This window comes from Nonomuraea sp. NBC_00507 (assembly GCF_036013525.1).
In the GTDB taxonomy this organism is placed as follows: domain Bacteria; phylum Actinomycetota; class Actinomycetes; order Streptosporangiales; family Streptosporangiaceae; genus Nonomuraea.
Map to the genome: position 1 here is coordinate 6,865,976 of NZ_CP107853.1, position 17,807 is coordinate 6,883,782.

The following is a 17,807-nucleotide window of genomic DNA, read 5'->3' on the forward strand; positions in this document are numbered from 1 at the left end:
ACATGCCCATGATGGAGCCAGGTCACGAGCGCGGCACGCGTGCCCGCGTCGCCCGGCTGATTCTTGAGCATGGTCCCGTCGCGGCCGCCGCCCTGGGCGAGCGGCTCGGGCTCACGCCCGCCGCCGTGCGGCGTCACCTCGACGCGCTGGTGGCCGACGGGATGATCGAGCCTCGCATGGTGCGCCCGCGCGGTCAGCGCGGACGCGGGCGGCCGGCCAAGCTGTTCGCCATCACCGACGCGGGGCGCAGTGCCTTCGAGCACGCCTATGACGACCTGGCCGGGAGCGCGCTGCGCTTCCTGGCCGAGCGCATGGGACAGGACGCGGTGGCCGACTTCGCCCGCGCGCAGGTGTTGGGCCTGCTCAAGCGGCTGGAGCCGGTCATGCGGACGGTGCCGGCGGATCAGCGCGTTCAAGTGCTGGCGCAGGCGCTGTCGGCGGAGGGGTATGCCGCTTCGGCCAGCAAGGCCAAGTCGGGCGGCGACCAGCTCTGCCAGCATCACTGCCCGGTGGCACACGTGGCCGCGGAGTTCCCGCAACTCTGCGAGGCCGAGACGGAGGCGTTCGCGCAACTGCTCGGCACACCGGTGCAGCGCCTGGCCACGATCGCCCACGGCGACGGGGTCTGCACGACGCACGTGAGCCCACAGAAGCTGGGTGAATCCGCACATAGAGACAAGAGCAAGGAGACCGGAAGGTGACTGTCACCGACCGCCCGGAGCTGGAAGGCCTCGGGAATTACAAGTTCGGCTGGGCCGACCCGGATGCCGCGGGCGCGGCGGCCAAGCGAGGCCTGTCCGAGGAGGTCGTTCGCAACATCTCCGCTCTCAAGAACGAGCCGGAGTGGATGCTTGACCTTCGCCTGAAGGGCCTCCGCCTGTTCCACAGGAAGCCGCTGCCCACCTGGGGCTCCGACCTCACCGGCATCGACTTCGACAACATCAAATACTTCGTGCGTTCGACGGAGAAGCAGGCGGCGTCCTGGGACGAGCTGCCCGCCGACATCAAGAACACCTACGACAAGCTCGGCATCCCCGAGGCGGAGAAGCAGCGCCTCATCGCCGGTGTCGCGGCTCAATACGAGTCCGAGGTCGTCTACCACAAGATCCGTGAGGACCTTGAGGAGAAGGGCGTCATCTTCGTCGACACCGACACGGGCCTGAAGGAGCACGAGGAGCTCTTCAAGGAATACTTCGGCTCCGTGATCCCGGTGGGCGACAACAAGTTCGCCGCGCTCAACACCTCCGTGTGGTCCGGTGGCTCGTTCATCTACGTGCCGCCGAACGTCGAGGTCGAGATCCCGCTGCAGGCCTACTTCCGTATCAACACCGAGAACATGGGCCAGTTCGAGCGGACCCTGATCATCGTGGACGAGGGCTCCTACGTCCACTACGTCGAGGGCTGCACCGCGCCGATCTACTCCTCCGACTCGCTGCACAGCGCCGTCGTCGAGATCATCGTGAAGAAGAACGCCCGCTGCCGTTACACGACCATCCAAAACTGGTCGAACAACGTCTACAACCTGGTCACCAAGCGCGCCGTCGCCTACGAGGGCGCGACCATGGAGTGGATCGACGGCAACATCGGCTCCAAGGTCACGATGAAATACCCGGCCGTCTACCTCATGGGCGAGCACGCCAAGGGCGAGACGCTGAGCGTCGCGTTCGCGGGCGAAGGCCAGCACCAGGACGCCGGCTCGAAGATGGTGCACCTGGCGCCCCACACGAGCTCCAGCGTGATCTCCAAGTCGGTGGCGCGTGGCGGCGGCCGCACCTCCTACCGCGGTCTCGTGCAGATCGAGGAGGGCGCGCACGGCAGCGCCAGCACCGTCAAGTGCGACGCGCTGCTGGTCGACCAGATCAGCCGCTCCGACACCTACCCCTACGTCGACGTCCGCGAGGACGACGTCTCGATGGGTCACGAGGCCACGGTCTCCAAGGTCAGCGAGGACCAGCTGTTCTACCTCATGAGCCGCGGGCTCGACGAGGACGAGGCGATGGCGATGATCGTGCGCGGCTTCGTGGAGCCGATCGCGCGTGAGCTGCCCATGGAATACGCGCTCGAGCTCAACCGGCTGATCGAGCTGCAGATGGAAGGAGCCGTCGGCTGATGGGCCTGAACGAGAAGCCCTTGTCGACCCTGCACGAAAAGGCGTCGTTCGACCTCGGCGACTTCGAGGTCCCGACCGGGCGCGAGGAGTCGTGGCGCTTCACGCCGCTCTCGCGCCTGAAGGGCCTGCACAGCGGTAAGGCCGAGCCCGTGGGCCACGTGCGCCTGGACGTCGACGCGGCGCCCGAGGTCACCGTGGAGACCGTGGGCCGCGACGACACCCGGCTCGGCAAGGCGTTCGCGCCGACCGACCGGGTGAGCGCGCAGGCGTGGCACAGCTTCGAGAAGGCCACCGTGATCACGGTGCCGCGCGAGGCCGTCGCGTCCAAGCCGACCGTCCTGACGCTGACCGGCTCCGGCGACGGCGCGGCCTTCGGCCACATCGTGGTCAAGGTGGAGCCGATGGCCGAGGCCGTGGTCGTGCTCGATCACAAGGGCAGCGCGGTCTACGCCGACAACATCGAGTTCGCCGTCGGCGACGGCGCCTCGCTCAGGGTCGTCAGCCTGCAGGACTGGGACGACGACGCGGTCCACGTCTCGCACCACCACGCCCAGCTGGCCAAGGACGCGACGTTCCGCAGCTTCGCGGTGACGATGGGCGGCGACCTCGTACGCCTGTCGCCCAGCGTGTCCTACACCGCCCCCGGCGGCGACGCCGACATGGCGGGCGTCTACTTCGCGGACGCAGGTCAGCACCTGGAGCACCGCCTGCTGGTCGACCACTCGCAGCCCAACTGCAAGAGCAACGTCGACTACCGCGGCGCCCTGCAGGGCGAGGACGCGCACGCCGTCTGGATCGGCGACGTGATCATCAGGGTCGAGGCCGAGGGCACCGACACCTACGAGCTCAACCGCAACCTCATCCTCACCGACGGCGCTCGCGCCGACTCGGTGCCCAACCTGGAGATCCTCACCGGTGAGGTCGCCGGCGCAGGGCACGCCTCCGCCTCCGGCCGCCTCGACGACGAGCACATCTTCTACCTCCAGGCCCGCGGCATCCCCTACGACGAGGCCCGCCGCCTGGTCGTCAGGGGCTTCCTCGGCCAGCTCATCGAGAAGATCGAGGTCGAGGAGATCCGCGAGCGCGTGCTCACCGCGGTGGAGGCGGAGCTCGCACGATGAGCTACGAGAAGGTTTGCAAGGTCGAGGACATCCCTGAGCAGGGGGTCCTCGGAGTCGAGGTCGGGGAGACCCCGGTCGCGCTCGTCCGCAAGGGTGAGGAGATCTTCGCCCTGCACGACGTCTGCTCCCACGCCGAGGTGAAGCTCAGCGAGGGCGAGGTCTACGACGGCACGCTGGAGTGCTGGCTGCACGGCTCGTGCTTCGACGTCCGCACCGGCAAGCCCACAGGTCCGCCCGCCACCAAACCCGTGAACGTCTACACAGTCAAGATCGACGGCGATGACGTCCTCGTCTCGCTCTCGAAGGAGTCATAACCACCATGTCCACCCTTGAGATTCGCGACCTCCATGTCGCCGTCGAGGACAAGGAAATCCTGCGCGGCGTCAACCTGACCGTGAAGGCCGGGCAGACCCACGCCATCATGGGCCCCAACGGCTCGGGCAAGTCGACGCTCGCCTACGCCATCGCCGGCCACCCCAAGTACACGATCACCGGCGGCCAGGTGCTGCTCGACGGCGTGGACCTGCTGGAGCTGTCGGTCGACGAGCGGGCCCGCGCGGGCCTGTTCCTCGCCATGCAGTATCCGGTCGAGGTCCCCGGTGTGTCGGTGTCCAACTTCCTGCGCTCGGCCGTCACCGCCGTCCGCGGCGAGGCGCCCAAGCTGCGCGAGTTCGCCAAGGACCTCAAGGGCGGCATGGACGCGCTGTCCATCGATCCCGCCTTCGCCCAGCGCAACCTCAACGAGGGTTTCTCCGGCGGCGAGAAGAAGCGCCACGAGATCCTCCAGATGGAGCTGCTCAAGCCGAAGATCGCCGTGCTCGACGAGACCGACTCCGGCCTCGACGTGGACGCGCTGCGCGTGGTGTCGGAGGGCATCAACCGCTTCCGCGCCAACGGCGAGACCGGCGTGCTGCTGATCACGCACTACACCCGCATCCTGCGGTACGTGAAGCCGGACTTCGTGCACGTCTTCGCCGGCGGCCGCATCGTCGAGGAAGGCGGGCCCGAACTGGCCGAGAAGCTCGAAGCCGAGGGCTACGAGCAGTACACGAAGGCATCTGCATGACAATCGTCGGCTTCGATGTGGAGAAGATCAGGAAGGACTTCCCGGTCTTCTCCCGCGAGCTGCCCGACGGGCGCCCGCTCGTCTACCTCGACTCGGGTAACTCCTCGCAGAAGCCCGAGCAGGTCATCGAGACCATGCGGGAGCACCTGGCGCTGCACTACAGCAACGTCGGGCGGGCCATGCACGTCCTCGGCGCCGAGTCGACCGAGGCGTACGAGGGCGCCCGCGACAAGATCGCGGGCTTCGTCGGCGCGCCGTCGCGCGACGAGGTGATCTTCACCAAGAACGCCTCCGAGGCGCTCAACCTGGTCGCCTACGCCTTCGGCAACCCGATCAACACCGACCCGCGCTTCACCCTCGGGCCCGGCGACGAGATCGTCATCTCCGAGATGGAGCACCACTCCAACATCGTGCCGTGGCAGCTGCTCTCGCAGCGCACCGGTGCGACGCTGAAGTGGTTCGGCGTCACCGACGACGGCAGGCTGGACCTGTCGGCCGACGTGATCACCGAACGGACGAAGATCGTCTCGGTCGCCCACCAGTCCAACGTGCTCGGCACCGTCAACCCGGTCGCCGAGGTGGCCAGGCGGGCGCACGCGGTCGGGGCGCTCATCATGCTGGACGCCTCCCAGTCCGTGCCGCACCACCCGGTCGACGTGACCGAGCTGGGCGCCGACTTCGTGGCCTTCACCGGGCACAAGATGGTCGGCCCATCCGGCATCGGCGTGCTCTGGGGGCGGGCCGAGCTGCTGGAGGCCATGCCCCCGTTCCTGGGCGGCGGCGAGATGATCGAGGCGGTCTGGATGGACCACTCGACGTACGCGCCGGTGCCGCACAAGTTCGAGGCGGGCACGCCGCCGATCGTCGAGGCCATCGGGCTCGGCGCGGCCGTGGACTACCTCACTGGGATCGGCATGGACGCCATCGAGGCGCACGAGCGCGAGCTGACGGCCTACGCGCTGGACGCTCTGCGGGACGTGTCCACCCTGCGGATCATCGGCCCCGAGACGCTGGAGCAGCGCGGCGGCACGGTGTCGTTCACGCTGGAGGGCATACACCCGCACGATGTCGGGCAGATCCTGGACGACCAGTTCGGCGTCGCCGTACGCGTCGGGCACCACTGCGCGCGTCCGCTGCACCTGCGCTTCGGAATACCGGCGACCACGCGGGCGTCGTTCTACCTGTACAACACCACGGGCGAGATCGACGCCCTGGTGCGCGGCCTGCATCACGTTCAGAAGGTGTTCGCATAGCCATGATCGGCGAGTCGATGTACCAGGAGCTGATCCTGGAGCACTACAAGCACCCGCAGGGGCGGGGGCTGCGCGAGCCGTACGACGCCGAGGTTCACCACGTGAACCCCACGTGCGGCGACGAGATCACGCTCAGGGTCAAGGTGGGCGACGCCGGCAAGATCCTCGACGTCTCCTATGACGGACAGGGCTGTTCGATCAGCCAGGCCGCCGCCTCCGTGCTGCACGAGCTGGCCACCGGCTCGACGGTCGAGGAGTCGCTCTCGGTGGTCGACGAGTTCACCCGGCTCATGCAGGGCAGGGGACAGGTGGAGGCCGACGAGGACGTGCTCGGTGACGCGGTCGCGTTCTCGGGCGTGGCCAAGTTCCCGGCGCGTGTCAAATGCGCGTTGCTTTCTTGGATGGCCTACAAGGACGCTGTTGTGAGGAGTGCAGCCCAGTGAGCAAGCCAGTTGAGACCCCTACGGACTTCGATGGTGAGACCAGCCTCGAGGAGGTCATGGAGGCGCTCAAGGACGTCGTCGACCCCGAGCTCGGCATCAACGTCGTCGACCTGGGCCTGATCTACGGGCTCAACCTCGACCCCGCAGACGGCCAGCGGCCGGTGGCCACCATCGACATGACGCTGACCAGCGCGGCCTGCCCGCTGACCGACGTCATCGAGGACCAGGCCCACTCCGCGCTCGACGGCATGGTGTCCGACGTGAAGATCAACTGGGTCTGGCTGCCGCCGTGGGGCCCGGACAAGATCACCGATGAGGGCCGCGAGCAGCTCCGTATGCTAGGATTCAACGTCTGATCTTTTTCTGCTGTTACGGCTGGCGTCAAGTGTCAGCCGCTTCAGCATGCCAAAGAGGGTTTCGGAAGGTCCGGGCCCATCCGGGAAATATCCGATAACATCCCGGCGTTGGTAAAGATGCACCCCCGACGTCTCATTGCGCGTCTCGCGCCGCCTGCGGCCGGTGCCCGGTGTATCCCCCTTGTGGATTTGATCCGCCCCGATGGCGGGTCGCCCTGAACCCCTGTGCGGCTTGAGCCGCACATCCTGGCTCGTCCTTTCGCAGAAGTGACGTGCCACTTCGACTGAAAGGCACGACTTTCGTGACCATGCTTGACCCTGTCATGCCCTCGTTCGACGAGACCGGCTCCGACCTCACGGTCGAGGCCGCCTCGCAGCCGGGCCCCTCCGAGTTCGAGCTGCTGGGCCTGCCCAAGCCGCTCATCACCGGACTGGCCAGGCAGGGCATCGACAGCCCGTTCCCCATCCAGAGCGCGACGATCCCCGACGTTCTCGCCGGCCATGACGTGCTCGGCCGCGGCCAGACCGGCTCCGGCAAGACCCTCGCCTTCGGGCTGCCCACCATGGCCCGCCTCGCCGGCGTGAAGCCCGCGCCCGGCCGGCCCCGCGCCATGATCCTCGTGCCGACCCGCGAGCTCGCGCTCCAGGTCCACGACGCTCTCGAGCCCCTCGGCCGCGGCCTCGGGCTGCGCATGAAGGTCGTCGTCGGCGGCATGTCCATGGGCAAGCAGATCGAGGCGCTGCGGCGCGGCGTCGACATCGTCATCGCCACCCCCGGCCGCCTCGGCGACCTGATCCGGCAGGGCGAGTGCTCCCTGTCCGACGTCCAGGTGAGCGTGCTCGACGAGGCCGACCACATGTGCGACCTCGGCTTCTTCCCCGTCGTGACCGACCTGCTCGCGCAGACGCCGAGCGACGGCCAGCGGCTGCTGTTCTCCGCCACGCTCGACGGTGACGTCGACAAGCTGGTGAAGCGCTTCCTCACCAACCCGATCACCCACTCCGTGGCGCCCGCGACCTCGCCGGTCGACACCATGGAGCACCACGTGATGCAGGTCACGCGCGACGACAAGTTCGACGTCATCGCCGAGATCGCCAATCGCGAGGGCCGCACCATCATCTTCGTCAAGACCCAGCACGGCGTGGACCGGCTGTGCAAGCAGCTGGCCCGGGTCGGCGTCAAGTCGGGCGGCCTGCACGGCGGCAAGCGCCAGAACCAGCGCACCCGCATCCTCGCCGAGTTCCGCGAGGGCTCCGTCAACGTGCTGGTCTGCACCGACGTCGCGGCGCGCGGCATCCACGTGGACAACATCAGCCTGGTGCTGCACGTCGACCCGCCGCAGGACCACAAGAGCTACCTGCACCGGGGCGGCCGCACGGCCCGCGCCGGCGAGAAGGGCACCGTCGTCACGCTGGTGCTCCCCAACGAGCGCCGCTCCACCGACGCGCTCACCCGGCGCGCCGGGATCCACCCGTTCCGCCTGAAGGCCACCCCCGGTCACCCGCGGGTCGCCGAGGTGACGGGCGCCCGCACGCCCAGCGGCGAGTCCATCCCGGTCTGGGAGCCGGACGTCCGCAAGCCGCTGCGGCCCCGCCGCGAGGGCGGCCATGGGGGTTCGGAGCGTCGTGGCCGCCGCGGTGGCCGCCGTGACTTCGACGGCGATCGCCGCCCGCGCAGCCACGGTGACGGCGACCGCTCGTTCGGGCCCGGTGAGGACCGGCGTCCGCGCAGGCATGAGGACGGTGACCGGCCGTTCGGCGGCGCGCGGCGGCACACCGATGGTGAGCGGCCGGTCGGGCGCGCGCAGGAGCCGCGGACGTTCGGCGACGACCGCCGCCGAGATGGCAGGTCGGGCGGCGGCTACCGCTCCGACGACCGCCCGTTCCGGCAGGACGACCGTGGCCAGCGGGGTGGCGGATTCCGCTCCGACGACCGCGGCGGCCGCTACGGCTCCGACCGTGGCCGCCCGTTCTCGGCGGACCACCGTTCGGACGACCGCACTCCGCGCGACGGCTACCGCTCCGGCGACGGCTACCGCTCCGCGCCGTCGGGTGACGGCGGCTACCGCTCCGCACCGTCGGGTGACGGTTACCGCTCCGGCGGTGGCCGTGGCGACGACCGGGGCAACGGCGGATTCCGCCGCAGCCAGGGTGGCCCCCGCTTCGAGCGCTGACCCGGTCCGGCCCGCTCCGCTGCGGCGCCGTCACTGAGCATCACCTGCCCGCCGTACCTCGTTCATCGCGAGGTGCGGCGGGCAGTCGCGTTTACGGGCTGAGACCGATATGAATCGGTTCAGCAATGTGGGTGCCGAGCGCTGTAAATAGGGGAATAGGGGCTGATATCTTGCCTATTGCCTCAATCGACGTCCGGAGAGTTTTCATGGGCTTTCAGCGCGCCTTGCATGAGTCATGGACCGTCCAGGCGGCAGACGGCGAGGTGGACGCGCCCGCGCCTGTGCCTGCCACTGTGCCCGGATGTGTGCATACCGACCTGCTCGCCGCCGGTCTCATCCCGGACCCCTACCTGGACGACAACGAGGACGGACTCACCTGGATCGGCCGCACCGCCTGGCGGTACGAGACCGTCTTCGACTGGTCGCCGACCGGGCACGAGCGGACCGACCTGGTCTGCGAAGGGCTCGACACGGTGGCGCTGATCGAGTTGAACGGCAGCCGGGTGGGCGAGACGGCCAACATGCACCGGTCGTACCGTTTCGACCTCCGGGATCTGCTGCGTGAAGGACAGAACCGGTTAAGAATCACGTTCGGCTCGCCGTACGAATACACCGACAGGCTCCGCGACGAGCTGGGGGAGCGGCCCGGCTCGTACGCCGAGCCGTACCAGTTCATCAGGAAGATGGCCTGCAACTTCGGCTGGGACTGGGGGCCGACACTGGTCACGTCGGGCATCTGGCGGCCCATCGGGCTGCACGCCTGGAGCGGGGCCAGGATCGCCGAAGTGCGCCCGCTGGTCACCCTCGGGGACGGGGCGGCCAGGGTGGACGTCCACGTCCAGGTGGAGAAGTCCGGACCCGTCGAGGTGACGGCGACGATCAAGGGCGTGTCCGGACGTACCGTGATCCCCGAGGGCCGGAGCGAGGCCGTCATCACGCTGGAAGTGCCGGAGCCGGAGCTGTGGTGGCCGAGAGGGTACGGCGAGCAGGCGCTCTACGACCTCGAAGTGACCGCCGGCGAGGACGTCTGGCACCGGGAGATCGGACTCCGCGAGGTGCGGCTGCGCACCGAGGGCGGCGCGTTCACGCTGGCCGTCAACGGCGTCGACGTGTTCGTCAGAGGAGTCAACTGGATCCCCGACGACTGCTTCCCCACCAGGGTGACCCATGACCGCTACGCCGCCAGGCTCGCCCAGGCGTGCGAGGCGGGCGTCAACCTTATCCGGGTGTGGGGCGGCGGCCTGTACGAGAGCGAGGACTTCTACGACCTGTGCGACCGGCTCGGGCTGCTGGTCTGGCAGGACTTCCCGTTCGCCTGCGCCGCCTACCCCGAGGAGGACCCGATCGGGGCCGAGGTGGAGGCGGAGGCCCGCGAGCAGGTCGCCAGGCTGAGCCGGCACCCGAGCCTGGCCCTGTGGTGCGGCAACAACGAGAACATCGAGGGCTACGCCGACTGGGGATGGCAGGAGTCGCTCCAGGGACGCAGCTGGGGAGGCGGCTTCTACCTGGAGACGCTGCCGCGCGTCGTGGCCGAGCTCGACCCCACCCGCCCCTACTGGCCCGGCAGCCCGTACTCGGGCTCCATGGACCTGCCGCCCAACGACCCGGCCCACGGCACCATGCACATCTGGGACGTGTGGAACCAGCGCGACTACACCGTCTACCGCGACTACCGGCCCCGCATGGCCGCCGAGTTCGGCTTCCAGGGCCCCGCCGCGTACGCCACCATCCGCAGGGCGATCAGCGACGAGCCGCTGCTGCCCGATTCGCGTGGCCTGCTGCACCACCAGAAGGCGATCGACGGCAACCTCAAACTGGCCGCCGGACTCGAGCCGCACTTCCCCGTGCCCGGGACCTTCGACGACTGGCACTACCTCACCCAGGTGAACCAGGCGCGCGCCATCCAGCTTGGGGTGGAGCACTTCCGGGCCCTGTGGCCGCACTGCGCCGGCAGCGTCGTGTGGCAGCTCAACGACTGCTGGCCGGTCACCTCATGGTCGGCCGTGGACGGGGACGGCAGGAAGAAGCCGCTGTTCCACGCGCTGCGCAGGGCCTACGCCGACCGGCTGCTGACCGTGCAGCCGCGGGACGGCGGCCTGGCGCTGGTCGCCGTCAACGACACCGGCCGGCCGTGGCGGGCGTCGGCGCGGGCCGTACGGCACGGCTTCGACGGGGCCGAGCTCGCAGCCCAGGACCTCGCGTTGGACGTGCCGCCGCGTACGGCCGTCACCCTGCCCCTGACCCCGTCCGTCGCCGAGCCAGGCGACCCGGCGGCCGAACTGCTCGCCATCGCGATCATCGGGTCCGGAGCCGCCACTGCGATGGCCGAGCACGCCGTGGTCGACCTCGGCCGCCCCGCCGCATCCGCCGGGCCAGCGGCGAATGGGCCAAGGGCGGCGGACAGGCCACCGGCGGCGGACGGGCCGGGTGAGGCGGGGGAGCGGCCCGTGGGGCGGGCCTTGTGGTTCTTCGCGTCCGACAAGGACCTGCACCTGCCCGAGCCGGGCTACGACACGACGACGGCGCCGGCGCCGGAGGGCATGCTGCTGACGGTCACCGCCCGCACGCTCCTGCGCGACCTGGCCGTCTTCCCCGACCGGCTGGACCCGGATGCACAGGTCGACGACCAGCTCGTCACGCTGCTGCCGGGCGAGCGCGCCGAGTTCCTGATCCGTACGGCAGGCTTGGACGAGCGGGCCCTGGTCCGCGCGCCGGTGCTGCGCTGCGTCAACGATGTGGTGGTCCGATGAGGCGGTCATCGACATCGTCCCTATCTCGGTGGCGTCGCCCTGGTCTCGATAGCAGGATTGCGTCTACGTAGCGCCGTGGCTGCGGCAACGGCGCTGGGTCGGTGGCCGTCGCGCTCGCTTCCGAACCTATCGGCTGCTGATCCTCCGGCTCGGCGGCCACGCTTGCCGCGGGCAAGGGCGACCTCGCTGGGGGGTTCGTGAGTGCTGGCATTCCAGGTATCGATCACATGTTCTAGCCAGCAGTGCCGAATTCCGGTAGCCTACTGATCACTCAGCGTAAAGGGCTGGTGGGGTGACAAGTTCTGTGTGCGTACCGGCTCATGCTAGTCCGGACGTCCCGATCCTGTTGGGAGTCTGGTGGGCGGGCAACTCGGCGAAGGGGCGACGGGGTGGGCGGGCGTCTGAAGGCTGGGAAGAGGCTGCGGGCGATCGCGGCACCGTTCACCATCGCCCCACCTGCAGGGGCGCGGATCCGGGATCGTCTGCGGCTGTCCGAGCGTGACGTCGAGGTCTTGACCGCTGTCGGCCGTCATCTGGGCAGCCATGCCCGCGCTGATCTGGCCGAGCGCATCCGTATTGGGGATGTCGCGGTCGCACAGAACCGGAGGGCGGAGCGGAAGAGGAGGCTCACCGCGGTGTCCTCGTCGCGGTGGGCCGGGGCGATGACCCGTATACCTCGGAGGATCAGTACCAGCTGGCGCTGCGCTGCCTGCACGACCAGCGCGCTGGCCTGCGCCGCGCCATAGCCACGATCAGCAAGCGGCTGGCGGTGCCGTGCGGCAAGCGCAAGGGTCGGGTGCGCGGGTACGCCGATCAGGAGGAGCGGTGGAACAAGCAGCGCCGGCTGCAGGTCCTCACCGCCCGGTTGGCGCGCGTTGAGGACCGTATCGCACAAGGCCGACCGGCGATCGTGGTCGGCGGCCGTCGGCTGGCCAAACTCCGGCACAATCTTGCCGACGCCGATCTCTCCGAGCAGGAGTGGCGCCGGCGGTGGGAGGCGCGGCGGATGTTCCTGACCGCCGACGGGGAGTCCGGAGCGCCGTTCGGGAACTACACCATCACCGTCGACCCCGGTGACGGCTCGGTGTCGATCGTGCTGCCGGAGCCGCTGCGGCACCTGGCCAACGCCCCTCGGGGCCGCTACCGGCTGGCGGCCACGGTGGGCTTTCACCACCGGCGCGAGGAGTGGCTGGATCGCGTGCAGGCCAACCGGGCGGTGCGCTATGACATCACCTACGAACCGGAGCGGGACCGGTGGTATCTGGACGCCTCCTGGTCCGCCGATACCCCGACCTTGCCGTCCCCGGGCCGGCTGGCCGCCTCCGGGGCGCGGTTGCTGAGCGTGGACCTCAACGGCGACCACTTGGCCGCCTGCGTCGTCGACGCCTGCGGCAATCCGATCGGCCAGCCCATCACGATCCGCACCGAGCTGACCGGGCCCGCCTCCCAGCGCGACGGACGGCTGCGGCAGGCGATCAGCGACCTGATCCACCTCGCGCACCGTCATGGCTGCACGGGGATCGCGATCGAGAACCTGGGCTTCGATGACGCCCGCGCCACCGGCCGGGAGAACATGGGACGCGGACGGCGGGGCAAGAGCTTCCGCCGCACCGTCGCCGGCATCCCCACCGCACGCTTCCGGGAACGGCTGCGCGGCATGGCCTACCACCGCGGCCTGGTCGTGGTCGCCGTCGACCCGGCCTTCACCTCCAAGTGGGGTGGCCAGCACTGGCAACGCCCCCTCCAGCAGCAGACCAAGCAGAGCACGGCCACCCGGCATCATGCCGCTGCGGTGGCGATCGGACGACGCGCTTTCGGACACGGGATCCGGCGTCGGCCAGGTGTGACCGTCCGCCACCAGAGGATGGCGGCGCGGAGAGCTACCGGCCAGACCGCATCCCGCCCGCCGGCGCACGGGACCGCGAGCCCGCCCAGGACCGCAGGCACGCCCCCGGGGCGGCAAGACCTGCCGGGGCCGAGGTGACCAGCCCGCGCTGTTCCCAGCACCCAAGACCGTTCGGGGTGCACCCGGACCCAGCCCGGGCCCGGTCCACGACGATGCGGCCAACACCGGCCAACCCGCCTAGGAACGGTCAGCCCTTGATTCCGCTGAGCGCGATGCCTTTGGTGAAGTACTTCTGGAAGATCAGGAAGAAGACGATCGTCGGAACCGACGCGAGCAGCCCGCCCGCCATGATCGCGCCTTGGTGGTCGGGCCCCCCGAAGTAGGAGTTGAGCCTGGCCAGCGCGACGGGGATGTTCGCCATCTCGTCGCTCTGCACGATGATGAGCGGCCAGAGGAAGTTGTTCCACTCCGCCAGCACGATGAAGATCGACATCGCGGCGAGGGCCGGCCGTAGCAGTGGCAGCACGATCCTCCACCAGATCCGCCACTCCCCGGCGCCGTCCACCCTGGCCGCCTGGATCAGCTCGTTCGGTATCGACTGCAGAAACTGCACCAGGAAGAACAGCACGAAGGCCTTGGCCAGCGCCGGGACGATGTAGGCCGCGTAGCTGTCCAGCCAGCCCAGGTTCCGCATGATCACGTAGTTCGGGATCAGCGTGGTCTGCCAGGGCACCATCATCGAGGCGATGATCAACAGGAAGATGGTCCGGCGGCCCTTGATGTCGTGCTTGGCGATCACGTACGCGGCCAGGGAACAGATCAGCAGCGACCCGACGGTGATGGCGGTGGTGATGAAGATGCTGTTGAGCATGAACCGCCAGAAGCCGAGGTCCACCTGGTAACGCTGGAAGATGCCCTGCAGGTGGCCGGGGTTGATGGCGGCGGGGGACCATTCCGGGTCGTAGAAGTTGGCGAAAGTGGGGGACTCCGGCACGAACGACGGCGGTGTCCTGGCCAGCTCCCTCGGTGGCTTGAACACTGTGATGAGCAGCCAGTAGAACGGCGCGATCATCGTCAGCGCCAGCAGGTAGAACGGCAGGCGCAGCAGGTGTGCGTTGATCTTGGAGCGCCGGCTGCCGGTCGCCGTCCCGTGCGGGGACTGCTGGACCGGGGCGATCGTGTCCATCGGGGCGACGGCCATCACAGCTCCTTCATGGCGCGGCCCACGCGCAGGTTGACGAGGCTGAGCACGAAGATGATCAGGAAGAGCACCCACGCGATCGCGGAGGCATAGCCCAGCCTGAAGTGGGTGAATCCCTGGTCGTAGAGGTAGGGGACGATCATCAGGCCCGAGTCGAGCACGCCGCCGATGGTGTTGGCGCCCTGACTGAAGACGATGTAGACGGCCTCGAACACCTGGAAGGCGCCGATCAGGCCGGTCACCACCACATACGTGGTGACGGGGCGCAACAGCGGCAGCGTGATGTGGCGGAACTGCCGCCAAGCGGACGCGCCGTCGATCTTGGCGGCCTCGTAGTACTCCTCGGGGATCGAGCCGAGCCCGGCCACGTACAGCACCATGCCGTAGCCCATGCCGCCCCACACCGACATCAGCACCAGGATCGGGATCGTCAAGCCCGGTGTGGCCAGCCAGGCGACGGCCTGGCCGCCCAACCAGTCCACGATCGTGTTGGCAAGGCCCACGTCGCTGGGGTAGAGAACCCACTTCCACATCAGCATGAGCGCGATGGAGGAGGTCACCGAGGGCAGGAAGAACAGGGTGCGCATGATCCGGTGCGGCCAGCTACTGCCGTTGAAGGCCAGCGCCAGGCCCAGCGACAGCAGCGTGCCGAGCACGACCGACCCCACCACGTACAGGGCCGTGTTGCCCAGCGCGTGGCGGAACCTGGTGTCCGACGCCAGCTGCACGAAGTTGTCCACACCGTTGAACACCGCGGGATTGACCCCGTCGAACTTGGTGAAGCTCAGGTAGAGCGAGTTGGCCAGCGGCCAGAGCAGGAACCCCGCGAACAGGGCGAGGAACGGCAGCAGCATCGCATACGACGTGCCGTAGCGGCGCAGCCTGCCGCGCAGGGGGATGGGGGAGGCCATGTCAGACTCCTGGATCAAGGGCCGGGACCGGGCGGGGCCGGTCCCGGCGGGTGCGGCTATCCGGCGTTGCGTTCCATGACCTTGGCGGCTTCCGTCAATGCGGTCTTGACGTCCGCCTTGCCGAGGATCGCCGACTGGAGCTGCTTGGTCACGTCCGGCGCGCTCTCGTCCCAGCCGGGGCAGCCCGGCGCGGCCTTGCCGGCCTTGATCGCGGTCTCGAACACCTGGGCCTGCTCGGGAGCGAACACCGAGCCGTTCACGATCTTGTCGGGACGCGGCGGGATGTAGGAGATGTTCCGCTTCCTCGCCTCGTCCGCGATCGCGGTGATGGCCTCGTCGCTGTACATGAACTTGACGAAGTCCGTGCTCGTCTGGACGTACTTGCTGAAGGAGGTCACGCCGATGGCCCGGCCGCCGATGAACGTGGTCGGCCCGGCGGGGCCCGCGGGAATCGTGGTCATCGCCCACTTGTCCTTCAGCTTGGGCTTGTTGATGTCGATGCCCTTGGCGATCCAGTTGCCCGCCACCACCATCGCGGTCCCGGTGTCCAGCGCGTCGGCGCCCTCCACGGTGGCGGTGGGCGCGCCGTGCTCGCGGTAGAGGTCCACCCAGTACTTCAGCGCCTGCTCCGCCTGCGGGGTGTTGAGCGAGGGCTTGCAGTCGGCGGTGTAGAACGAGCCGCCCGCCTGGTAGAGGTAGTTGAAGTAGCCGATCCAGTCGAGGTTGCCCCAGTCCTGGCTGTAGGGCTTCTTGATCCCGGCCGCCTTGAGCTTGCCGATGGCCGCGGTCAGCTCCTCCCAGGTCTTGGGCGGCTCGACCTTGGCCTGCTCCAGCAGGTCGGTGCGGTAGTAGAGGGCGAGGGTCGACATGTCCAGCGGCACGCCGAACACCGAGCCGTCGGGGGAGATGGCCGACTCCCATTGGGCGGGCAGCGCCTGGGCCTTGAGCGAGTCGAGGCCGTGCTTGCGCAGGTCCACCATGGCGCCCTTGACGCCGAACTGGATGGTCCAGGTCATGCCGCCGGAGATGATGTCGGGTCCGCTGCGGCTGGTGGCCGCCGCCAGCAGCTTGGCGTACGCGTCGGACCACGAAAGGGTCTGCACCTTGACCGTCACGTTCGGGTGCTTCTGCTTGTAGAGGTCGGCGGCCTTCTGGAAGGTCGCCGTCTCGTCGTCACCGCCCGTGGACCAGAAGGACAGGGTCACGGGGGCGTTGGTGTTCTGGTCCGCCTGCTGGGTCTGCGTCTGGCCGCTAGTGGCGCAGGCCGCGCTCAGAACCGCCAACAGGACCGTGCTGCAAGCCGCCATTGTTCGTCGCATGGGCCATCCGATCTATCGGTCGGATGGGCGCCTTCGGGGGGCGTGCGGATGTGCGAGGGGCATCCCACGACCGGCGCCCACATTCATATGTGTAGGGATCTCACCACTTAAACGGGTAAGTTACAATAGGCCGTCGACAACGTTGTCAGGAGGTTTCCGCTCCACACGGCTCTGAGCTGTAAGGAAGCGGTCCATGAAACGGTTCGGTCACATCCGCGCGGGAGCGGTGCTGCCCCGGGGCAGCAGGCTCGCCGGCGGCCCCTCCAGGCTTCCCGTCTCCCCGCTTTCGATCAGCCGGAGCAGGGTCTGCGCGGCGTGCGCGCCGCCGGCGGGGATGTCCCGGGTCACCGCGGTCAGCGACGGCCGCACCACCTGGGAGAGCGGCGAGTCGTCCCAGGCCACGATCGACAACTCGCCCGGGACGTCCAGGCGCATCTCTTGGGCGACCGACAGCCCCGCCACCGCCATGATGTCGTTGTCGTAGACGATCGCAGTGGGCCTGGAGCGGGAGCTGAGCAGCCGTCTGGTCGCCCTGGCGCCCTGCTCGCCGGTGTAGTCGGTGTGGGCGACCGGATGCTCGGACACGCCCGACTCCTCGCAGATCTCCGCGAACGCCTCGTCCCTGATCCTGGTGTGGAGCAGCGCCGGCAGCCCGGCCACCCTGGCGATGCGCCGGTGGCCGAGCGCCGCGAGATACTCGATCACCTCACGCAGCACGACCACCTCGTCCGACCACACCGCGGGCAGCGAGCCGGTACCCGACGGGTGCCCGGTCACGACCGCAGGCATGCCGAGCTGCTCGACCACCGGGATCCGGGGATCGTCGACGTGCAGGTCGACCAGGATCGCGCCGTCCACCCTGCCCTCGCCCCACCAGCGCCGGTAGACCGCGATCTCGGTCTCGTGGTCGGGCACCACCTGGAGCATCAGCGCACGCGAGCTGGCCGCCAGCTCACCCTCGATGCCGCTGATCAGCTCCATGAAGAACGGCTCCACGCCGAGGAAGCGCGCGGGCCGGCAGAGCACCAGGCCGATCGCGTCGGCCCGGGCGCCGCTGAGCGAGCGCGCGGCCACGTTCGGCCGCCAGCCGATCTCCTGCGCGATCGCCTGGATGCGCGCCCTGGTCTCCTCGGAGACACCGGGCAGGCCGTTGAGCGCGTAGGAGACGGCGCCCTTGGACACGCCGGCCCGCTTGGCGATGTCGGCGATCGTCGGCCTTTTCACCCGGTCCGCCTCTCCATGAAACTTTCGCTGAAC

At 69.0% G+C, this 17,807-nt stretch carries 15 protein-coding genes; 11 read left to right on the forward strand and 4 right to left on the reverse strand.

Going from position 1 to position 17,807, the window contains the following annotated elements; genetic code table 11:
* Positions 1-2 precede the first annotated feature (2 nt).
* From OHA25_RS33125 to OHA25_RS33175, 11 genes are all read left to right on the forward strand, one after another.
* Entirely contained in the window at positions 3-701 is a 699-nt protein-coding gene (locus tag OHA25_RS33125) for a helix-turn-helix transcriptional regulator (RefSeq protein ID WP_305921504.1), read from the forward strand.
* Complete coding sequence (sufB, locus tag OHA25_RS33130) at positions 698-2,110, forward strand: Fe-S cluster assembly protein SufB (protein ID WP_305921309.1); 1,413 nt, start codon at positions 698-700, stop codon at positions 2,108-2,110. The genes OHA25_RS33125 and sufB overlap by 4 nt, the downstream gene beginning before the upstream one ends.
* Positions 2,110-3,231, forward strand: a complete 1,122-nt coding sequence (gene sufD, locus OHA25_RS33135; RefSeq protein ID WP_327580853.1) for a Fe-S cluster assembly protein SufD — start codon at positions 2,110-2,112, stop codon at positions 3,229-3,231. Before sufB ends, sufD begins: the two co-directional genes overlap by 1 nt.
* On the forward strand, positions 3,228-3,545 hold the full coding sequence (locus tag OHA25_RS33140) for a non-heme iron oxygenase ferredoxin subunit (RefSeq protein WP_327580854.1): 318 nt from the start codon (positions 3,228-3,230) through the stop codon (positions 3,543-3,545). The genes sufD and OHA25_RS33140 overlap by 4 nt, the downstream gene beginning before the upstream one ends.
* Positions 3,546-3,550: 5 nt before the next feature.
* Positions 3,551-4,297 (forward strand): Fe-S cluster assembly ATPase SufC, encoded by a 747-nt coding sequence (gene sufC, locus OHA25_RS33145; protein ID WP_327580855.1) that lies wholly within the window; start codon positions 3,551-3,553, stop codon positions 4,295-4,297.
* Positions 4,294-5,550 carry a cysteine desulfurase gene (locus OHA25_RS33150; RefSeq protein ID WP_327580856.1) on the forward strand — a complete coding sequence of 419 codons (1,257 nt, stop codon included), beginning with the start codon at positions 4,294-4,296 and terminating at the stop codon, positions 5,548-5,550. The genes sufC and OHA25_RS33150 overlap by 4 nt, the downstream gene beginning before the upstream one ends.
* A gap of 2 nt (positions 5,551-5,552) precedes the next feature.
* Positions 5,553-5,993: a Fe-S cluster assembly sulfur transfer protein SufU gene (gene sufU / locus OHA25_RS33155; protein ID WP_305921314.1), complete on the forward strand. Its 441-nt coding sequence runs from the start codon at positions 5,553-5,555 to the stop codon at positions 5,991-5,993.
* Between the two features lie 56 nt (positions 5,994-6,049).
* Positions 6,050-6,349 (forward strand): metal-sulfur cluster assembly factor, encoded by a 300-nt coding sequence (locus tag OHA25_RS33160; RefSeq protein ID WP_305921505.1) that lies wholly within the window; start codon positions 6,050-6,052, stop codon positions 6,347-6,349.
* Positions 6,350-6,657: 308 nt separating this feature from the next.
* Positions 6,658-8,523, forward strand: coding sequence for a DEAD/DEAH box helicase (locus OHA25_RS33165; RefSeq protein WP_327580857.1), 1,866 nt, complete (start codon positions 6,658-6,660; stop codon positions 8,521-8,523).
* A 206-nt stretch (positions 8,524-8,729) separates the two neighbouring features.
* Positions 8,730-11,273: a glycosyl hydrolase 2 galactose-binding domain-containing protein gene (locus OHA25_RS33170; RefSeq protein ID WP_327580858.1), complete on the forward strand. Its 2,544-nt coding sequence runs from the start codon at positions 8,730-8,732 to the stop codon at positions 11,271-11,273.
* A 649-nt stretch (positions 11,274-11,922) separates the two neighbouring features.
* Positions 11,923-13,257: a transposase gene (locus tag OHA25_RS33175; protein ID WP_327580859.1), complete on the forward strand. Its 1,335-nt coding sequence runs from the start codon at positions 11,923-11,925 to the stop codon at positions 13,255-13,257.
* Between the two features lie 109 nt (positions 13,258-13,366).
* Here OHA25_RS33175 and OHA25_RS33180 read toward each other — a convergent pair whose 3' ends face one another.
* The 4 genes from OHA25_RS33180 to OHA25_RS33195 form a co-directional block, all read right to left on the reverse strand.
* A complete protein-coding gene (locus tag OHA25_RS33180; protein ID WP_327580860.1) occupies positions 13,367-14,320 on the reverse strand; it encodes a carbohydrate ABC transporter permease in 954 nt (317 codons plus the stop codon).
* Entirely contained in the window at positions 14,320-15,231 is a 912-nt protein-coding gene (locus OHA25_RS33185; protein WP_327580861.1) for a carbohydrate ABC transporter permease, read from the reverse strand. The genes OHA25_RS33180 and OHA25_RS33185 overlap by 1 nt, the downstream gene beginning before the upstream one ends.
* A gap of 56 nt (positions 15,232-15,287) precedes the next feature.
* Positions 15,288-16,514, reverse strand: a complete 1,227-nt coding sequence (locus tag OHA25_RS33190) for an extracellular solute-binding protein (RefSeq protein ID WP_327580862.1) — start codon at positions 16,512-16,514, stop codon at positions 15,288-15,290.
* 243 nt (positions 16,515-16,757) lie between these two features.
* A complete protein-coding gene (locus OHA25_RS33195) occupies positions 16,758-17,774 on the reverse strand; it encodes a LacI family DNA-binding transcriptional regulator (protein ID WP_327580863.1) in 1,017 nt (338 codons plus the stop codon).
* Positions 17,775-17,807: the final 33 nt, after the last annotated feature.